The sequence below is a fragment of the Megalodesulfovibrio paquesii genome, from assembly GCF_054653055.1.
The window spans coordinates 453304-469625 of the sequence record NZ_BAAIGQ010000005.1 but is presented as its reverse complement, the minus strand read 5'-3'; the positions used below and the strand labels follow the sequence as shown (position 1 = coordinate 469625).

Sequence of the window (16322 nt, the reverse complement as noted above, 5' to 3'; positions counted from 1 at the left end):
CAGAGCCGTCGGACGATTGCCACGTGAAGAGGGCATGCATTACGATGCCCTGCTTCGATTGGCAAGGGAGTCATGATATTTTTTGATGCACCCGTCAACCGGAAACCACCCTTGCGTGACGCCGTCCTGGAGGCACGGCGACGGTGAAGTACTTTTTTTGTATTTTTCTAGACTGTCCAGGCCACGTGCGTCAAGCGTAAGCATTCATACAAGGACATTTCAAACAACTGTTTTCTGACCGAAGCGGGTCCGGGCCATCCTGCCCCTTTGCAGCCGGCCCAGGAACTGGTATGTGAACATCCTTCCGCCAGCATGGCGCCACATTACGCCCCGCGTTTTCGCTCCACACCACGCATGTCCACACCCTCCCAGGCTTCGCCCCCCAAGGCGTCCCACAGCATCGTCAGAAAAAGCGCGTACCTGCTGGGCGCGCATGGCCTGCGTGAGGCCTTGCAGTCCCTGTTCCTCATCCTGCTGGCCCGCATGTATTCCCCGGATGTGTACGGGCAGTTCATGCTGGCCCTGAACATGGGGGCCATCCTGCTCTTCATCGCCGAGTTCGGCCTGAACCAGCATCTGGCCACCCTCCTGGCGCGCAAGGCGGATTATCCCTCCACCATCCTCAAGCAAATCACGGTGGTGAAGAGTCTGCTCCTGGGCGTTTCCTGGCTGGGGATGATTGGTTTCATCCTGTGGCAGGAGTATTCCTTCAATCTGGCCATGCTGGTGATCATCGTGGCCACGGGCGTGGGCCTGGAGGCCATGGCCAGCTCCTATTACGTGGCCTGCCAGCTGCTGGACCGGCAGGACGTGGAAAGCAAGTGGCGCGCCGTGGCCAGCGTACTCAGCTTCGGCTATGGCATTGCCGCCCTGCTCCTGGGCGCGTCGGCCCTGGTGGTTTCCTGGTTCAAACTCATCGAGACCGCCGCCGCCTCGGTCGGTGCGGTCTTTGCCACCCTCAGACGTTCCCGGGCCAAGTTCCGCATGCGTCAGCTCAAGGTCATCTGGCAGACCTGGCGCGGCGGCATCACCTACACCGTCATGGCGGTGGCGGCCATTTTTTACAACAAAATGAACGTCTTCTTCCTGCAGAAGTACGGCGGTTCCCAGGGCGTGGCCCAGTACAGCGTCACCTGGCAGGTGGTGGACTTCGTGGCCGTGCTCGTTTCCGGCACGCTGCTGCGGCGGGTGCTTTTCCCGTTGTTCGTCAAACTCTGGGTCACCAACAAACCGGAGTTCAGCCGGCTGGCCCGCAATACCTCCCGCTGGCTCATTGCCGTGGCCATTCCCACGTCCTTTCTGCTGGCCGTGGAGGCCGACCGGCTCATCCCCCTGGTCTTTGGCAACAATTTCCCGGACGCCATCTGGATGCAGCACTATCTCGTGGGCACCATCCTGGCGGCATTCCTGCACAATCTGGCCCATTACCTGATGATTTCCATCCAGCGCGAGCGCCTGCTGCTGATTTTCTATCTCCTCGGCCTGGCGCTCAACTTCGTGCTGTGCATGCTCCTCATCCCGCCCTACCCGCTTCTGGGCACGGCCCTGGCCATTCTGCTCACCAAGGTCGTCGTCTGCATGATGACTGTGGGCTTCTGCCAGTGGCGGCTGCGCATGATCCCGGGCCGCTCCCTGCTGCACCTGATCATGGCCACCCTGCTGGGCCTGGCCATCTACATCTTCTGCCTGGATCATCTGTTCCGCGAGGCGGCCGAGCTTCTGGCGGTGCTGCCCATCGCCTTCCTGGCCTGGCGCTGGCGCAAGGCCCTGGACGAACTGACCGCAAAGACCATCTAGCAAGAGGCCGGCGGACATTTTTTCTCCAACATAGTGTCCGTCGGCCTCTTGCTTCCCAAAAAGCCTCTTCCCCCGAAGGAAACGAACCCCTGTGCGCTACAGCAACGTCTGCACGCGTGCGGCCAGGGCCGCGTTGCCGTGGAAGGACTTGCCGGCCAGAGTCGCGGCGAAGGTGGCTATGCGGGTCTCGAAGTCGTCGAGAATGTCCCGGCGGGCAATGTCCGGCATCAGCCGGCCGTAGCCCAGCTGCTCGACGAACCAGGCATTCAGATACTGCTCATAGAACATACCCGTGGGCACGCAGCAGACCGGCTTGCCGAAGTGGAAGGATTCCGAGAGCAGGGAATGCCCGCCATTGGAGAGCACGGCGGCGGCGGTGGTCAGATCCTCCAGGAATCCTTCCACGGACGGCTTCTTGAAGAGGCAGTTGGCCGGGCCGCTGACCTCGCCGAACCCGTAGACCACGTATCGCCGCTCCCGGCCGGCCAGGAGTTGCGTCACGGCCTCCAGGGACGCTCCACGCAGGTAGACCAGCACATGCTCGCCCGTGCCAGCCGTGAACTGCAGGGGCTGGGGCCGGAGCACCGGGCCGAAGATTTCCACCCTGGCACCGGGCCGTACCGGCGGGGCGAAGAAAGAGCTGACCAGAAACCGCTCGGCATTGCTGAACAACTGCCTGATGGGCAGGGAGGTGCAGAAGCGGTTCCATGCCTGGCCGGGGGGCGTGGCGTACACCGTATGGGTGACCACGTGCTGATGGTCGATGGAGATGCAGGGCAGGCCCAGCTGCCGGGCAGCCAGGGGGGTGAAATATTCGTAATCCGAAACAACCAGATCCGGCTTGAGGGCTTCCAGCTCCCGGCGCAGGGCGGCCAGGGTGCTGCCGCGACGCAGCAGCTCTTTGGCAGTGTTGGCCAGGGTGGCCGGCGTGTCCACGGCGCCGTTTTTCAGGATGGTGCCGAGCATGGGCAGGGGGATGGCCCGGTAGCCTTGTTCCCGCACGGTCTCGACCAGTCCGCCGCCGGCAAAAATGATCTCATGCCCGGACAACTCGCCGGCCACGGCCAGGGAGCGTGACAGGTGCCCCCGCGAATCGCCCATGACGCCGTAGACAATACGCGCCATCAGCCTGCCCTCCCGGAAAATGTTGTGTGCGTGCGTTCGAGCAGCCGGGCAAAGACCGCCTCGTGCCCGCGGGTCATGCTTTCAAAGGAAAAATGCGCCTCCACCCGCGCCCTGCCGGCCTGCCCCATGGCCCGCCGCAGGGCCTGGCCCATTATCTGGCCCGTTATCTGGCCCGCAACGGAATCGCCCGCCAGCCGGATCAGCCGCTCGGCCAGGGCCGCGTCATCACCAGGGGGGACCAGAAAGCCCGTCTCGCCCTCCACCACCATCTCCCCCACCCCGCCGACGTCCGTGGCCACCACAGGCAGGCCCGTGGCCATGGCCTCCAGAATCACATTGGGCATGGCCTCGCGGATGGACGAAAGCACCAGCACATCCGCCTCGCGCAGCACGGTTTCCACATCCTGCCGCTCGCCTTCAAAGAGGACGCGCCGCCGCAATTCCCCTGGCAGCAGTTCCCCGGCCAGGGCTTCCAGCCCGGCCCGCCGTGGCCCGTCGCCCACAAGCCGCAGGGTGGCCGTGGGCACAACCTGCAGCAGCCGGGCAAAGGCGCGCAGGCTGGTGGGATGGTCCTTGTCTTCCACCAGACGGGCCAGATGCAGAATGACCGGTCCGGTGCGCGAAGCAGCCGCCGCCTCCGGCTTCCTGGGCGCAAAGCGTGACAAATCCACCCCGTTGTGGATGACCTCGATGCGCCCGGCCGGCAGGCCGCAGTCGGCCATCAGTACCTGCCTGATGGCGTGGGTATTGGAGAGGTGCAGGTCGGCCAGCGGCCAGAGCCGTGCCTCGTGCTGGCGGACGGGCGCGCCGCCGCCGCGGCAGGTGGCGACGATGGCCAGGGGCTTTTTGAGAAGCCACTTCCACAGCCGGCCCCAGATCCGCCCCCAGACGTTGGGCACGGCAGTGAGGAGGACCAGGATATCCACCTCCCGGCGGGCCAGCTCCCAGCCCAGGCGCAGGACTGCATCCGGCCCGACAAACGGCAGCGGCGAAAGCTGCCTGACGGGGAGGCTGCCCAACCCTGGCAAAAGGCCTGTGGCCTGCCCCTGTTCCAGCATGGCCCGGCCGGCCATGAGGGTCCAGAGTTCGGGGGCGAAGCGGGTGCGGTCCAGCCGGGCGGCCAGCTCCAGTGTCTGGCGCTGGGTGCCACCCACGTTCAAATCCTGCAACAGCAAGACCAGGCGGGCGGGCCTTGCCGTCATTGAGGCTCGCGCTTGTTCCACACCTCACCCCAGTTGGAGGGGGCTCGGGGGAACTCAGTTCCCCCGGTCCGTCTTGTCTCTTGCTTTTTTAGTATCCCATCAACCCGCAGCACCGGGTGCACACGGGCATGAGGCCGTCCTGGGCCAGGGACTTGCGGAAGGTGCGGAAGCGTTCGCAGTTGTAGAGCTCGGTGATGGTGTGATCCTTGATGTTGCCGACGACGTAGTCGTGGTAGTCGCGGCAGGGGGAGATATCCCCGTTGGAGTCAATTTCCACCACCTGACAGATGGAGATGCACTGATCAAACCCGAAGGTTGCCTTGTGATCGGTGTAGTACTTGTGCAGGTTGTCCTCGCCGGAGATGTCCGGGATGAGGATGACCGGCGGGGAACCGGGCTGCTTGCCGAGTTCCTTGAGCTTCTGGAGCTGGGCGTCCAGTTCGGTGTAGTCCGAGGGTTTCCAGCCGCCAACCCAGCCGCGGTGCAGGGTGGGTTCGAAGCCGAAGCGGCGTTCGAAGTCCTTGGCGTGGGCGTCGGCGCTTTCCTCGTCGATCCACCAGGCAGGATAAAAGACGAAGAGATCGACCTTGTCCTTGTAGGCTTCGTAGATACCGGTCAGGTGCTGGTAGTTTTCCTTGGACACGGTAGTCAGTGAGGCGATGAGGGGCAGGTCCTTGCCGGCCTTGGCCCGGGCCTCGCGCACGGCGGCGATGCCTTCCTGGATGGCGGTGTAGCTGTCTGCGCTGCCAACGCCGCGGCGGATGCGGTTGTGGATTTCCTTGTCCGGCCCGTCGATGGAAATCTGGAGCAGGAACATGTTCGAATCCACGATTTCCTGGGCATGCTTGGCCAGGCGGGTGCCGTTGGTGGCAATGGCCGTGGGCAGCCTGAGGCGCTTGCAGGCGTTGAGCACGTCCAACCAGCCGTCATACATGGTCGGTTCGCCGCCCCAGAGGTAGACGATGGGATTGTGCCCATGGGCGACGAGGTCTTCCAGGCATTCGATGTAGCGCGCGGGGGTCACTTCCTCGCGCTTGAGCTCGCGCAGGTCCTTGCCGTGGAGAAAGCCCGTGGGGCCCCACTGGCCGCACATGATGCAGCGCAGGTTGCAGATATCCGTGATGCGGATGGACACCTGGCGCACCTGGCGGGCCATGCCGTCCTTGGTGGAGGGAGAGGCTATTTGATTGAAGAGCCATTTTTCCACCTGGAGCTTGGCGAGCTTGCTGGCGATCCAGGGATGCTTGGCGATTCGGAAAGAGAGCTTGAGAATGGAGGAAGAACCGACGCCGCTTCGTCTGCCCATGCGTAATACCGTCCGTTGCAGGTGGAATCGAAAAAAGGGGAAAATACGGGGAAGGGGTTGGGTACCGGGGATGCCGGGGCCGTGTCAACCCGGAAACAGGCAGCCCAGAAACAGCCGCACAATACTGTGTCGGCTTGATCCTGTACAGCATGCTGGCGGTTCGGGCAAGTGCGGATGTGCCCAGAGGCTGGGAAGACGTCAAGATCATGCCGGGAAGTGGCCCATGACGACGGGAAGACTTGTCTCCCTGGCCCCAATTGGGTATCAGAGCCGCACAATCACCTGTTTTGTCGTCCGCAGGACCTGACTGGATCCCGAAATCATGCGCGCACTCATTTACCGAAAGTCCGTCCCGCATTACCTTGCGGGCATGCTCGCCTCCCGGCTGGCGCCGCGCCGGTTCTTCCCGGCCCTGGCCCCGCTGGCCCTGGCACAAGACGCCCCGGAGCCGGACCGCGCCGCCTTTGGCTCCCGGGCCCACGAATTCGCCGTGTGCCGGGTGCGCATGTGCGGCATTTGCGGGTCGGATCTCAATCTGCTGCGGGCCAGGGAATCGCTGCTCCTGGAGCCGTATGCCTCTTTCCCGGCGGTGCTGGGGCATGAGGTGCTGGCGGAAATCGTCACCCCGCCGGCGGACTCCTCCTTCCTGCCGGGCCAGCGGGTGGTCATTGAGCCGGTGCTGCACTGCGCCGTGCGGGGGCTTGCTCCCTGCGAGCCCTGCCGACGCGGCGAAACGAACCTCTGCGAGCGCTACACCGAGGGCGACATCGCGCCAGGCGTGGTGCTGGGCTACAATGCCACCCTGGGCGGGGGCATGGCCGAACTGTGCATGGCCCACCGCGCCATGCTGCATCCTGTGCCCGAGGCCATGCCTGATGAACAGGCCATCCTGACGGACGCCCTGGCCTCGGCCCTGCAGCCGGTGCTGGACAATTTCCCCGAGGATCACGAAACCGTGCTCATCCTGGGCATGGGCATCATCGGGCAATGCCTGCTGCGCAGCCTGCGGGCCCTGGGCAGCCGGGCGCGGCTCGTGGTGGTGGCCCGGCGGGGCTTTCAGCGCGATCTGGCCCTGGCCGGCGGGGCCGATCAGGTGCTCATGGGCCCGAATCTTTCCGCCCTGGGTGCGGCCCTGGGTGCCCGGCTGCTCAAGACCACCCTGGGCGGCGGCAACCTGGAAGGCGGCTGCCACCGTGTCTTCGACTGCGTGGGCTCCTCAGGGTCGGTGCAGCAGTCCCTGCTTGCCTTGCGGGCCAGAGGTCGCTACGTGATGGTGGGTACGGCGGGCACGCTCTCCAAGGCAGACGTCTCCAGCCTGTGGTTCCGGGAGCTGACCATGACCGGCACTGCCTGCTACGGGCAAGGGGTCCACCGCGGCCAGATGGTGCGGACCTATGCCCTGGCCCTGGAACTGCTGGCCGGCCCACATTTTCCCGCGGAAGGACTCTTGACGCACACCTTTCCCCTGCAATCCTGGAAGGACGCCTTTACCTGCGTCTTTGACAAGAAAACCAATCAGAGCATGAAAGTGGCGTTCGACATGCGACACACGAATTCCAGCCAGATTCCTGCTGGCCAGTCGGCTCGCGGTCCGCACAGCGTCGCCACGGCGCGGGAGGCCGCAGCATGAAGCTCGTTCTCAGCATTGATGTGGAAGAGGAAGGTCTGTTCTCCGGAAGCTACGAGCGCAACGCCTCGGTAAAAAATCTGGACCACCTCTCCCGTCTGGAGTTTTTGTCCAAGGATATGGGCTTCCCCCTGACCCTGCTTGTCTCCTGGCAGGTGGCCAACGACCCGCATTGCCGGGACATCCTCAAGCGCTGGCAACACGAGTATGGTGCCGAAATCGGCGCCCACCTGCACCCCTGGTCCACCCCGCCCTTTGAAGACCTGGGCAGGCCCGAGCCCGTGCCCTCGGACGACATTCCCGAACCGCTCCTGCGGGCCAAGTTCGAAACCCTGCTGGAAGCCCTGCAGACCGGCCTGGGCGTGACACCCACCTCCTTTCGCATGGGCCGCTGGGACTTTGGCCGCCAGATGCAGACCCTGCTGCCCCAGTATGGCATCGAGGTGGACGCCTCCATCGCCCCGCTGCGGCACATCCGCCACGTGCCGGACCGGTTTCTCGCCCCGGCCGACCCCTACTGGCTGCAGCCAGCAGACCCCGCCGGCCGGCCGCTGTTCGAGGTGCCCCTGACCATGGTGCCCATCTGGCCCTCCTCGCCCCGGGTGGTGCATTCCCTGGCCAAGGCCCTGCCCCGGCGGGCGCGGCAGGCCATTTTGTCCAACTTCTCGGCCGTGGGCGCGGTGGGCATTCAGCCGGTGTGGTACCCCGCGGCCTCCATGCGCTGGGCCGCGCGCATCCACCGCCGCCGCAAGGGCCAGGTGCTGACCATGTTCCTGCATTCCTCGGAACTCATGCCCGGCCAGAGCCCGCACTTCCCCAATGAAGAAGCCGTGTTGCGGCTGGTGGAAAAAATCCGCGACTTTTTGACCTGGTTGACGCAGACGGGCCCTGTCCAGGGCGTGACCTTGACCGAATTGCTGCCCAAGGACCGCATCGGCGCAGCCTGATCCCCAAGGAGAACCCGCAATGGCTTCCAATCCATTGGATGATATTTCCATAACTTATGAAGAGAACGGCATCGAGGTCGTCCAGGAGCTGGACAAGGCCCTGGTCAGCTCCAGCGGTGGCTGGTGCACCGTGGTCTTCCGCTATCGCGAATGGGATCCGAAAAAGGAAGCCTATGGTGGCGAAAAGTATGGCATCCGCCGCTACCGCAAGCGCGACGGTCGCTGGCAGCAACAGGCCAAGATGTCCATCAACAGTCGGGACCATGCCCGCAAGCTGGTGGAAGTGCTGAACGGCTGGCTGGACCAGCCCGAGGCCTGAAGCGCCTCGCGGCGCTCACAAAGGCTTGTCGCATGCGTGTGTATCTGGCTATTCTTCTGGCCCTGGTTGGCGCGGTGTTCTGCGCCGTGTCTGCCCTGGATCTCACAACCGCCTTCTGCACCACGGCCGGCTGCGCCCTGTTCAAGGGCGCGTCCATTGCCGGGCTGAGCTTGTACTGGATCGGCGCGGCCGGCTTTTTTACCCTGGCAGCGCTCTACTCTGCGAGCCGCCGCCAGCCCCTGATCCGGCTGGCGGCCGACGGGTGCCTGGCTGTCGGGCTGGTCTTTGACGCGGTCCTGCTGGTGATCCTGGCCCTGACCGCACCGTGCCTGACGTGTCTGGTGGTGGCCGCGCTGCTTGGCGGCGTGGCGCTGGCGGCCTGGGCGGGCCGGGAATCCGCCCTGCGCTTGCGGCGCGTCCTGATCATCTGGGCTTTGTGCTTCACCGCCGCCGTTTCCGGACTGGGGCGCGGCGCCGTGGCCCCCATGCCCCTGGCGCAGCTGGAGGATCCGGCCTTGCAGCTGTACTTCTCCCCCACCTGCCCGGAATGCCGGACCGCAGTCCTGCGGTTGCTGGTCCAGCCGGAACTGCTGCGGCAGACCGCCTTCCTCCCCATCGCCAAAACGCCGGAAGACGAACGCCGCCTCCTGGCCCTCCGCCTCGGACAACAGCACGGCACGGCCCTGCCGGAGCTCTTGCGCGCACTGGTGGACGATACCCCGGCCCCGGAATCCCGCGCCGGGATCAGAGAGACCCTGGCTATCTGGTGGATGAGCATGCGCAACAAAGTCGCCGTGTTGCGCGCCGGTAGCCAGACCGTCCCCTTCCTGCAGGCCACCGCACCGGGCATTATGCAGCTTCTGGCCCAGCCGCATGTTTCGACCGGCTCCGGCCCGGCAACCACGCCCATGAGCGGCGCGGGCAGCGTGCCGCAGCAGTCTGGCCCGACCCTGCCAGGCCTGGCCTTGCCCGGCCTGCTGCAATCCCTGCCGGCCAATCAATCGCAAGGCTGCGGTTTCGCCGACCAGACGCCCTGCGACTAGTTTCATGACAACGGAAGCCGATGCCAAGAACCGCATCGGCTTTCGTGAAGGATCGTCCGCCAACATGCGGGGATATTGGCTGACTCACGGAGCCTGCGGCTCCGGCGGCCCGGTGATGCGTCCTCAAAACATATCTGCAGTTAGGACGCAACACTAGCCTTGCAGCCGGGGGACAACTCCCGCGCTCGCCCTTCTTCCACAGTCCACACGCGCACGGGGACGCCAGCCTTGCAGGCCTGGCGTCCCCGTGCCGTATGTTGCCCCACAATGTCTCGCTGAAAAACGTCTGGGCAAAAGGTCTGGGTACCCGGAAAAGTGGTGCGGCGGCACCTGAGGGGGGTGGCGCCGCCGCGAGATGACGGGAGGTGAGGGGAGGGGGAGCCCGTCATCAATATGTGCAGGGCCAGATACCCGGGGTACCCGGGGATACGCGGGGATACCCGGCCCTTGCAAACGAGGAGGTGGCGCTACTGGCTCATCTCGAAGAAGGAGTTGGCCAGCACATGGGAATCATAGTACGCCCCGGCAATGACCGACGGCTCCATGCGCAGCAGTTTGACCACTTTGTCCACCCGTTCCCACTGGGTGTCCTCAATGGCCTTGGCCAGTTCCAGCCACACGGCAAACACGTTCTTTTCCCGAAGCATGCCGGCCTTGATGTCGTCACTGATGGGCAGGGCCTTGATGACCTCGGTCATGGGCATGTCCAGCATGGCGTCCAGCAGGGAGAACAGACCCAGGAGGAAAAGCGAGTCCTGGAAGTCGGCCGGGTAGCCGCTGCGGCTGGAGGCCAGCTCGAAGAACTTGGCCCGCTGGGCCGCGATGCGCACCAGCTCGTGGCTCTTTTCCGAGGGCGTCAGGTCCGTGAGGATGGCCACGCGCAGCCAGTTCTTGATCTGTTCCCAGCCCAGGAGCACCACGGCGTGCTGGATGGAGGTGATCTCCACCGGGAAGCTGAAATAGGCGGAATTCAGAAACACCAGCAGCCGGTAGGAAATGCTGGCGTCCATGGCAATGGACTGGGCCAGCTTGGGGAAGTCCGGCCGGCCGGCGATGACCTTGTACAGTTCCAGACGAGAGGCCTCGCTGGCAGTCAGGGTCCGGTCGGGCTTGACCTCGGCCTTTTTGTAATAGGCGCCCTGAAAAAGCTTGAATCCCAGGGCCCTGGCCAGCTTGTGCAGCTCGATGGTATCCACGCCCTTGGCCACGAGGAGGGCCTTGCCAGCCTCGACCTTGTTCATGGACTCCAGGATGCGGATGGGCCGTTTGTCCCGCACGTCGATGCGCAGGATGTCCGCGCGTTCCAGCAGGCCCTCGCAGCCGGGCAGGCCTTCGAAATCGTCCAGGGCCAGGAGGTAGCCGTCGTCGCGCAGGGTATCCACGGCGCGCAGCACGTCCTGGGAGATGCTCGGGGACTCCTTGAGCTCAATGACCGTGTGGCTGGCCGGCAGGCCGGCGGGGGCCTTTTCGAGCACCGAGGCCTCGGAGAACGGGACCATCAGCTTGGCCGCGCCGACGCGCCCGCGCAGATTGAGGGCATAGGCGTTGGCGGCCATGCGCTTGGAAAGCTGCTGGGCCCGCGTGGAGCCGCCCTGCAACAGCCAGGGGCTGTCGCGGTAAATCAGCTCATAGCCCCAGACTTTGGGATTTTTGGAAAAGATTGGCTGCTTGCTGAAAAACAAGTGCTCGCCGATGCTTGCGGTATCGTCCAGTTTTTCCGCCATGATCCTACCCTCCTCTCTTCGTCCCCTGCATGCGGCGGTGCGCCGCTTCGTCGTACGCCAGCAGAGGCTGGAGCCCGAAGAGCAGACAACACGCACATGCTGCATCGCCATGCAGACACAGCAGCCTTGCCAATGGAAAGCGCAGGTGGGAGCCGGAGACGGAATGCGGACCCCCTCCGCATTCCAAGAGATGGAGGTGTGTTCCTCCGGATCTTAGGGGGAGTCTTGTGGACGCCCCTGGACGACCTCACTTCGGCAACCCGGCTGCCTCGCATCCAGATGCACCGCAAAACAGGTACATATCCTGGAGGCCCGTGGCTTTCCGTCCCTGCCTCGCGACAGGTTTGGCTTTTTCAATCGATCAATCGCATTGTAGCGATTCATCCCGTAAAGTCAAGTCATGCGCCACATTTGGCGCGTTTTCCCGCAGTCTGGAGAGGAATATGAGGGTATTCCCGAATCGACAGCTCAACGCCTTGCGGGATACCCCCTCCCTTACAGGCCATTCCTGCGCCGCCGCCCCAAAGCGTCCGAAGTATGAAGGCAACACCGCAGCGGCCCACGTGCCAGGCTGAGGGGGGCTCCCTCCTCTGCCCGGCAGGTGGGCCGCGGGAGTCAGGCCAGGAATCCTCAGGCCCAGCGTGTCAGGCCCAGCGTGTCAGGCCCAGCGTGTCAGGCCCAGCGTGTCAGGCCAGAACCCGGCGGATGCGGGACAGGCAACGGACCTTGCCCAGGGCGGCCATGGTGTGGGAGAGGTCCGGGCTGTTGGTGCCGCCGGTCAGGGCCACGCGCAGTGGCGGGCCAAGTTCCTTGAACTTCACGCCGGCCTCGGCCACATAGTCCTTGAGCAGGGTTTCCAGCGCCTCGGCACTGAATGGCTCGCAGGCTTCCAGCCGGGGCAGCAGGCCTTCGAAGAGCGCTGCCGGCGGCGGGGAGAGACACTTCTTTTTCGCGGCCTCGTCAAAAGCCAGATCCGCATCAGCCACCACGAGAAACGCCGCCGCCTGGGCCAGCTCCACCAGGGTCCGCGCCCGGGGCTGAAAGAGGCGGACAATGTCAGCCATGGCCGCGGGGCCGGGCACGGGCAGGCCCTGGGCTTCGAAATATTGCGGCAACAGGCCGGCCAGACGTTCCACCGAGGCTTCCTTGATGTAATGCCCGGAAAGCCAGAGGAGCTTTTCCGGATCAAACCGCGCCGCCGAGGGGGAGAGGTTGTCCGTGGTGAACTGGGCGATCAGCTCTTCCCTGGTGAAGATTTCCTGGTCCCCACTGGCCCAGCCCAGGCGGACCAGATAATTGATCAGCGCCTCGGGCAGGAAGCCTTCTTCCCGGTATTCCAGCACGGCGCGCGCCCCGTGGCGCTTGGAGAGCTTCTTGCCATCGGCGCCGTGGATGAGGGGCACATGGCCGAAGCGGGGGAGCTCCCAGCCCAGGGCCTGATAGATCAGGATCTGCTTGGGGGTATTGGAGAGGTGGTCGTCCCCGCGCAGGATGTGGGTCACGCCCATGTCATGGTCATCCACCACCACGGCCAGGTTGTAGACCGGGGCGCCGTCGCTGCGCAGGAGGATCATGTCGTCCAGTTCCTCGCGCTCCACGCTCACATGGCCCTTGACCATGTCTTCCACCAGCACGCGGGGGCCGTCATCCACCCGAAAACGCACCACGCGGTTGGGGCCGGGGCCCAGGTTCTTGCAGCGGCAGCGGCCGTCGTACTTGGGTTTTTTGCCGGCAGCGCGGGCAGCCTCGCGCATGGCGTCCACTTCCTCGGGGCTGCATTCGCACCAGTAGGCCTTGCCCGTGTCCAGGAGCTGCTGCACCACGGCCTTGTGCCGTTCCTCGCGCTGAACCTGGTAGACGGTCTCGCCATCCCAGTCCAGGCCGAGCCATTCCAGGGCTTCCAGGATGGCGGCGGTGTGCTCGGGCAGGGAGCGCTCGCGGTCCGTGTCTTCGATGCGCAGGCGGAACTGGCCGCCCTGGTTGCGGGCCAGGAGCCAGGAGAAAATGGCCGTGCGTGCGCCGCCGATATGCAGCGCGCCCGTGGGGCTGGGAGCAAAGCGAGTGGTCGTCATGGTGCGTGCTGGGGGGTTCGGATCGTGTGATGGGATGAAAAAACGAACGCCGATGCAGGGCGGTGGTAGTCCGAAGGGCCGGGTCTGTCAAATGCCGGCAGCAGCCCTGTTCTGGCCGGGCGCGGGCCGGGCATGCGTCATCGAATTTCCCGTTGCGCAATGCGCCAAATCTGCTATGGTCCCGGCAAAACCTCATGTGCAATGATTCCGGAGGGTATCATGGAAGAAACGCACGGCATTCCCCTTCTTGGCGAAAAACTTCCGAAAATCAAGGCCCAGACCACCATGGGCCCCATCAAACTCCCGCACGACATGAAAGGCCGCTGGTTTGTGCTCTTCAGCCATCCCGCGGATTTCACCCCGGTGTGCACCACGGAATTCGTGGCCTTTCAGAAACGGGCGGCCGAATTCCGGGCCCTGAACTGCGAGCTGATCGGCCTGTCCATCGACCAGATCTTCTCGCATATCAAATGGATCGACTGGATTGAAGAAAAGCTCGGCGTGAGCATCGACTTCCCGGTCATTGCCGATGACATGGGCGACATCGCCAAGTCCCTGGGCATGCTCCACCCTGGCAAGGGCTCCAACACCGTGCGCGCGGTGTTCATTGTGGATCCCGAGGGCGTCATCCGCCTGATGATCTACTATCCGCAGGAAATCGGCCGGAACATGGACGAGATCCTGCGCGCGCTCAAGGCCTTGCAGGCTTCGGACAAGAACATGGTGGCCGTGCCTGCCGGCTGGCCGGACAACGAACTCATTGGCTGCGAGGTCATCGTGCCCCCGGCCAAGGACCGCAAGGCTGCCAAGGAACGCCTGAGCGGCGAGTTCGAGTGCTACGACTGGTGGTTCTGCCACAAGAAGCTGCCCGAGCCCGCGGCCGAATAGGCCGGCGCCCTTTCAGCCATCACCCCAACCATACTGCTGGCGCGGGGGCTGTCCGACACGCCCCCGCGCTGAATGATGCAACGTTGTAAGGGAGGCCTCATGCCCCAATCCGCCCGCCCCAAATTCCCCGTCGAGCCCCTGCCCATGAATCCCTACCTGGGCGGAGCGCTGGCCGGCCTGCTGCTCATTGTGTCGGTGGTGTTCATTGACAAGTATTTCGGTGCGTCCACCACATTTGTCCGGGCCACGGCCATGCTGGAGCAACTTTTCTCCCCCGGCCATGTGGCCGAGAACCTCTATTTCAAAAAGGAAGCGCCCGTTTTCGACTGGCAGTGGCTCTTTGTGGTGGGCGTGTTCCTGGGCTCGCTCCTCTCCTCCAGGCTGGAGGGCAGCTTCCGCCTCACCATGACGCCACCCACCTGGACGGAACGCTTCGGGAACACGCCGGGGCTGCGCGCCGTGGTGGCGTTTTTCGGCGGCGTGCTGGCCATCATGGGGGCGCGTCTGGCCGGCGGCTGCCCCAGCGGGCACGGGCTTTCGGGCACGGTGCAGCTGGCCGTCTCCGGCTTTGTGGCCCTGGTCTGCTTTTTCCTGGGCGGGCTGGTGACGGCCCGGCTGCTGTATCGCGGCAAATAGGGCAAGGAGAGGGAGGCGCATCATGGATCTGGTATGGGGACTCGTCACCGGCGTGCTCTTTGGCGTGCTGTTGCAACGCTGCCGGGTGCAGCGCTACGACAAGCAGCTGGGCGCGCTGCGGCTCAAGGATATGACCATCGTCAAGTTCATGCTCACCACCGTGGTGGTGGGGGCTGTGGGCCTGCATCTGCTGGATCTGTTCGGGCTGGTGCAGTTTTCCATCAAGAGCTTCAACGTGGGTGGCGTGATTGGCGGCGGGCTGCTGTTCGGGCTGGGCTGGGGGCTGTGCGGCTATTGCCCGGGCACGGCGGCCGGGGCCCTGGGCGAAGGCCGGCTCGACGGGCTCTGGGCCATTCTGGGCATGCTGGTGGGTGCCGGCATCTTTGCGGAACTCTATCCATTCTTCCAGCGCACGATTCTGGCCTGGGGCGATCTGGGCAAGCTGACGCTGGGCCAGCTCCTGGGCACGGGCCCCTGGCCGGTCGTCGTGCTGCTGGCCGTGGGGGCGGGATTCCTGTTCCGGTTTTTCGAGGGACGGCGGCTGTAGCTTGCTCGAATGTCATTTGCCAGCCTCGGCGAGTGGATGTAAGGAATACGATTGCCTTCCCTGTGGCACGCAGGGAGGCGTTCCCGTATCCTAATCAGGAGCTCTTATGGCCGACTTTCTCCGCATTGTCCTTTCGGTGATCATCCCGCCCCTGGGCGTGTTTATGCAGGTGGGCATCGGCAAGCATTTCTGGCTCAATATCCTGCTCACCCTGCTGGGCTACATCCCCGGTCTGGTGCACGCCATCTGGGTCATCGCCAAATACTAGCCCATTCCTGCCTTTTTTTGGAGGACTTGCGGCGGACGGCTGTTATCTGTACAAGATGGTCTGCTGCACATCCTTGCGCGCCGAACCTTTCGCCCCACCCTACCCATGCATGACATCGCCCGCTTCATCAAAGGCTTCAAGCAGTTCCAGAAACGCTTTTTTTGCGATGATTCCAGCCTCTACGACACCCTGAAAGCCGGCCAGAAGCCGCGCACCCTGGTTATTGCCTGCATCGATTCCCGCGTGGACCCGGCCATCCTCACCGGCAGCCAGCCCGGCGAGCTGCTGGTGGTCCGCAACGTGGCCAATCTTGTGCCCCCATATGGCCCGGACGCCAGCCACCACGGCGTCAGCGCGGCCCTGGAACATGCGGTGACCCGTCTGGAGGTCGAGCACATCATTGTCCTTGGCCACTCCTGCTGTGGCGGCATCCAGACCCTCATGGCCCTGCCCGAGCAGGGCGGCCACACCGAGTTCCTGGGCAACTGGGTCGGCATTGCCGACCGCGCCCGCAAGCAGACCCTGGCCGATCTGGCTGACAAGCCTGCCGAGCTGCAACAGCAGGCCTGTGAACAGGCTGCCATCCTGGTCTCCCTGGAAAACCTGCTGACCTTCCCGTGGATCAAATCCCGCGTGGAGGCCGGCACCCTCTTTTTGCACGGCTGGTACTTCGACCTGCGCACCGGCGACCTCATGAGCTACCTCGCCGAATCCTCCGCGTTTGAGCCCCTCGCACCCCGCTGCTCGTAGGGGACACGCGAAAAGACCAGCCAAGGGGGATGCCGTGATCACGGCATCCCCCTTGGCATTGGCCACACGGC

Annotated in this window: 15 protein-coding genes and 1 riboswitch; of the genes, 10 read left to right on the top strand and 5 right to left on the bottom strand. The window is 64.4% G+C overall.

Annotation, left to right across the window (positions count from 1 at the left end):
- The first annotated feature begins 354 nt into the window (after positions 1-354).
- Positions 355-1797 (top strand): lipopolysaccharide biosynthesis protein, encoded by a 1443-nt coding sequence (locus tag ACYQ00_RS08640; protein ID WP_460031735.1) that lies wholly within the window; start codon positions 355-357, stop codon positions 1795-1797.
- Between the two features lie 96 nt (positions 1798-1893).
- Here ACYQ00_RS08640 and ACYQ00_RS08635 read toward each other — a convergent pair whose 3' ends face one another.
- The 3 genes from ACYQ00_RS08635 to ACYQ00_RS08625 form a co-directional block, all read right to left on the bottom strand.
- Positions 1894-2922, bottom strand: coding sequence for a glycosyltransferase family protein (locus tag ACYQ00_RS08635; protein WP_460031734.1), 1029 nt, complete (start codon positions 2920-2922; stop codon positions 1894-1896).
- Positions 2922-4124 (bottom strand): glycosyltransferase, encoded by a 1203-nt coding sequence (locus tag ACYQ00_RS08630; RefSeq protein WP_460031733.1) that lies wholly within the window; start codon positions 4122-4124, stop codon positions 2922-2924. The genes ACYQ00_RS08635 and ACYQ00_RS08630 overlap by 1 nt, the downstream gene beginning before the upstream one ends.
- Positions 4125-4212: 88 nt before the next feature.
- Positions 4213-5430, bottom strand: coding sequence for a radical SAM protein (locus tag ACYQ00_RS08625; RefSeq protein ID WP_460031732.1), 1218 nt, complete (start codon positions 5428-5430; stop codon positions 4213-4215).
- A 322-nt stretch (positions 5431-5752) separates the two neighbouring features.
- Here ACYQ00_RS08625 and ACYQ00_RS08620 point away from each other — a divergent pair, with 322 nt between their 5' ends.
- From ACYQ00_RS08620 to ACYQ00_RS08605, 4 genes are read left to right on the top strand one after another with little or no spacing between them, the layout of a single operon-like run.
- Positions 5753-7060 (top strand): zinc-dependent alcohol dehydrogenase, encoded by a 1308-nt coding sequence (locus ACYQ00_RS08620; RefSeq protein ID WP_460031731.1) that lies wholly within the window; start codon positions 5753-5755, stop codon positions 7058-7060.
- On the top strand, positions 7057-8004 hold the full coding sequence (locus ACYQ00_RS08615; RefSeq protein ID WP_460031730.1) for a polysaccharide deacetylase family protein: 948 nt from the start codon (positions 7057-7059) through the stop codon (positions 8002-8004). Before ACYQ00_RS08620 ends, ACYQ00_RS08615 begins: the two co-directional genes overlap by 4 nt.
- A 19-nt stretch (positions 8005-8023) precedes the next feature.
- Positions 8024-8323 (top strand): hypothetical protein, encoded by a 300-nt coding sequence (locus ACYQ00_RS08610; RefSeq protein WP_460031729.1) that lies wholly within the window; start codon positions 8024-8026, stop codon positions 8321-8323.
- A gap of 32 nt (positions 8324-8355) precedes the next feature.
- The gene (locus tag ACYQ00_RS08605; RefSeq protein ID WP_460031728.1) at positions 8356-9366 is read left to right on the top strand and encodes a hypothetical protein; all 1011 of its coding nucleotides are present in this window, start codon (positions 8356-8358) and stop codon (positions 9364-9366) included.
- 467 nt (positions 9367-9833) lie between these two features.
- Here the strand turns inward: ACYQ00_RS08605 and ACYQ00_RS08600 are convergent, their stop codons facing one another.
- Together ACYQ00_RS08600 and gltX are read right to left on the bottom strand one after the other, a co-directional pair.
- The gene (locus tag ACYQ00_RS08600) at positions 9834-11090 is read right to left on the bottom strand and encodes an EAL and HDOD domain-containing protein (RefSeq protein ID WP_460031727.1); all 1257 of its coding nucleotides are present in this window, start codon (positions 11088-11090) and stop codon (positions 9834-9836) included.
- Positions 11091-11341: 251 nt separating this feature from the next.
- Positions 11342-11449, bottom strand: a riboswitch (cyclic di-GMP riboswitch).
- 327 nt (positions 11450-11776) lie between these two features.
- Positions 11777-13162, bottom strand: coding sequence for a glutamate--tRNA ligase (gltX, locus tag ACYQ00_RS08595; protein ID WP_460031726.1), 1386 nt, complete (start codon positions 13160-13162; stop codon positions 11777-11779).
- A gap of 219 nt (positions 13163-13381) precedes the next feature.
- Between gltX and ACYQ00_RS08590 the strand changes: the two genes are divergently transcribed.
- The 5 genes from ACYQ00_RS08590 (at position 13382) to ACYQ00_RS08570 (ending at position 16251) form a co-directional block, all read left to right on the top strand.
- Positions 13382-14050 (top strand): peroxiredoxin, encoded by a 669-nt coding sequence (locus tag ACYQ00_RS08590; protein WP_460031725.1) that lies wholly within the window; start codon positions 13382-13384, stop codon positions 14048-14050.
- Between the two features lie 99 nt (positions 14051-14149).
- Positions 14150-14686, top strand: a complete 537-nt coding sequence (locus ACYQ00_RS08585; protein WP_460031724.1) for a YeeE/YedE thiosulfate transporter family protein — start codon at positions 14150-14152, stop codon at positions 14684-14686.
- A 22-nt stretch (positions 14687-14708) separates the two neighbouring features.
- The gene (locus ACYQ00_RS08580) at positions 14709-15233 is read left to right on the top strand and encodes a YeeE/YedE thiosulfate transporter family protein (RefSeq protein WP_460031723.1); all 525 of its coding nucleotides are present in this window, start codon (positions 14709-14711) and stop codon (positions 15231-15233) included.
- Between the two features lie 106 nt (positions 15234-15339).
- Entirely contained in the window at positions 15340-15501 is a 162-nt protein-coding gene (locus ACYQ00_RS08575) for a YqaE/Pmp3 family membrane protein (RefSeq protein ID WP_460031722.1), read from the top strand.
- Between the two features lie 105 nt (positions 15502-15606).
- On the top strand, positions 15607-16251 hold the full coding sequence (locus ACYQ00_RS08570) for a carbonic anhydrase (RefSeq protein WP_460031721.1): 645 nt from the start codon (positions 15607-15609) through the stop codon (positions 16249-16251).
- Positions 16252-16322: the final 71 nt, after the last annotated feature.

Bases quoted from the DNA above. Each gene is read 5' to 3' on its own strand.
- ACYQ00_RS08640 (WP_460031735.1), top strand. From the start codon at position 355: ATGTCCACACCCTCCCAGGCTTCGCCCCCCAAGGCGTCCCACAGCATC.
- ACYQ00_RS08635 (WP_460031734.1), bottom strand. From the start codon at position 2,922: ATGGCGCGTATTGTCTACGGCGTCATGGGCGATTCGCGGGGGCACCTG.
- ACYQ00_RS08630 (WP_460031733.1), bottom strand. From the start codon at position 4,124: ATGACGGCAAGGCCCGCCCGCCTGGTCTTGCTGTTGCAGGATTTGAAC.
- ACYQ00_RS08625 (WP_460031732.1), bottom strand. From the start codon at position 5,430: ATGGGCAGACGAAGCGGCGTCGGTTCTTCCTCCATTCTCAAGCTCTCT.
- ACYQ00_RS08620 (WP_460031731.1), top strand. From the start codon at position 5,753: ATGCGCGCACTCATTTACCGAAAGTCCGTCCCGCATTACCTTGCGGGC.
- ACYQ00_RS08615 (WP_460031730.1), top strand. From the start codon at position 7,057: ATGAAGCTCGTTCTCAGCATTGATGTGGAAGAGGAAGGTCTGTTCTCC.
- ACYQ00_RS08610 (WP_460031729.1), top strand. From the start codon at position 8,024: ATGGCTTCCAATCCATTGGATGATATTTCCATAACTTATGAAGAGAAC.
- ACYQ00_RS08605 (WP_460031728.1), top strand. From the start codon at position 8,356: ATGCGTGTGTATCTGGCTATTCTTCTGGCCCTGGTTGGCGCGGTGTTC.
- ACYQ00_RS08600 (WP_460031727.1), bottom strand. From the start codon at position 11,090: ATGGCGGAAAAACTGGACGATACCGCAAGCATCGGCGAGCACTTGTTT.
- gltX (WP_460031726.1), bottom strand. From the start codon at position 13,162: ATGACGACCACTCGCTTTGCTCCCAGCCCCACGGGCGCGCTGCATATC.
- ACYQ00_RS08590 (WP_460031725.1), top strand. From the start codon at position 13,382: ATGGAAGAAACGCACGGCATTCCCCTTCTTGGCGAAAAACTTCCGAAA.
- ACYQ00_RS08585 (WP_460031724.1), top strand. From the start codon at position 14,150: ATGCCCCAATCCGCCCGCCCCAAATTCCCCGTCGAGCCCCTGCCCATG.
- ACYQ00_RS08580 (WP_460031723.1), top strand. From the start codon at position 14,709: ATGGATCTGGTATGGGGACTCGTCACCGGCGTGCTCTTTGGCGTGCTG.
- ACYQ00_RS08575 (WP_460031722.1), top strand. From the start codon at position 15,340: ATGGCCGACTTTCTCCGCATTGTCCTTTCGGTGATCATCCCGCCCCTG.
- ACYQ00_RS08570 (WP_460031721.1), top strand. From the start codon at position 15,607: ATGCATGACATCGCCCGCTTCATCAAAGGCTTCAAGCAGTTCCAGAAA.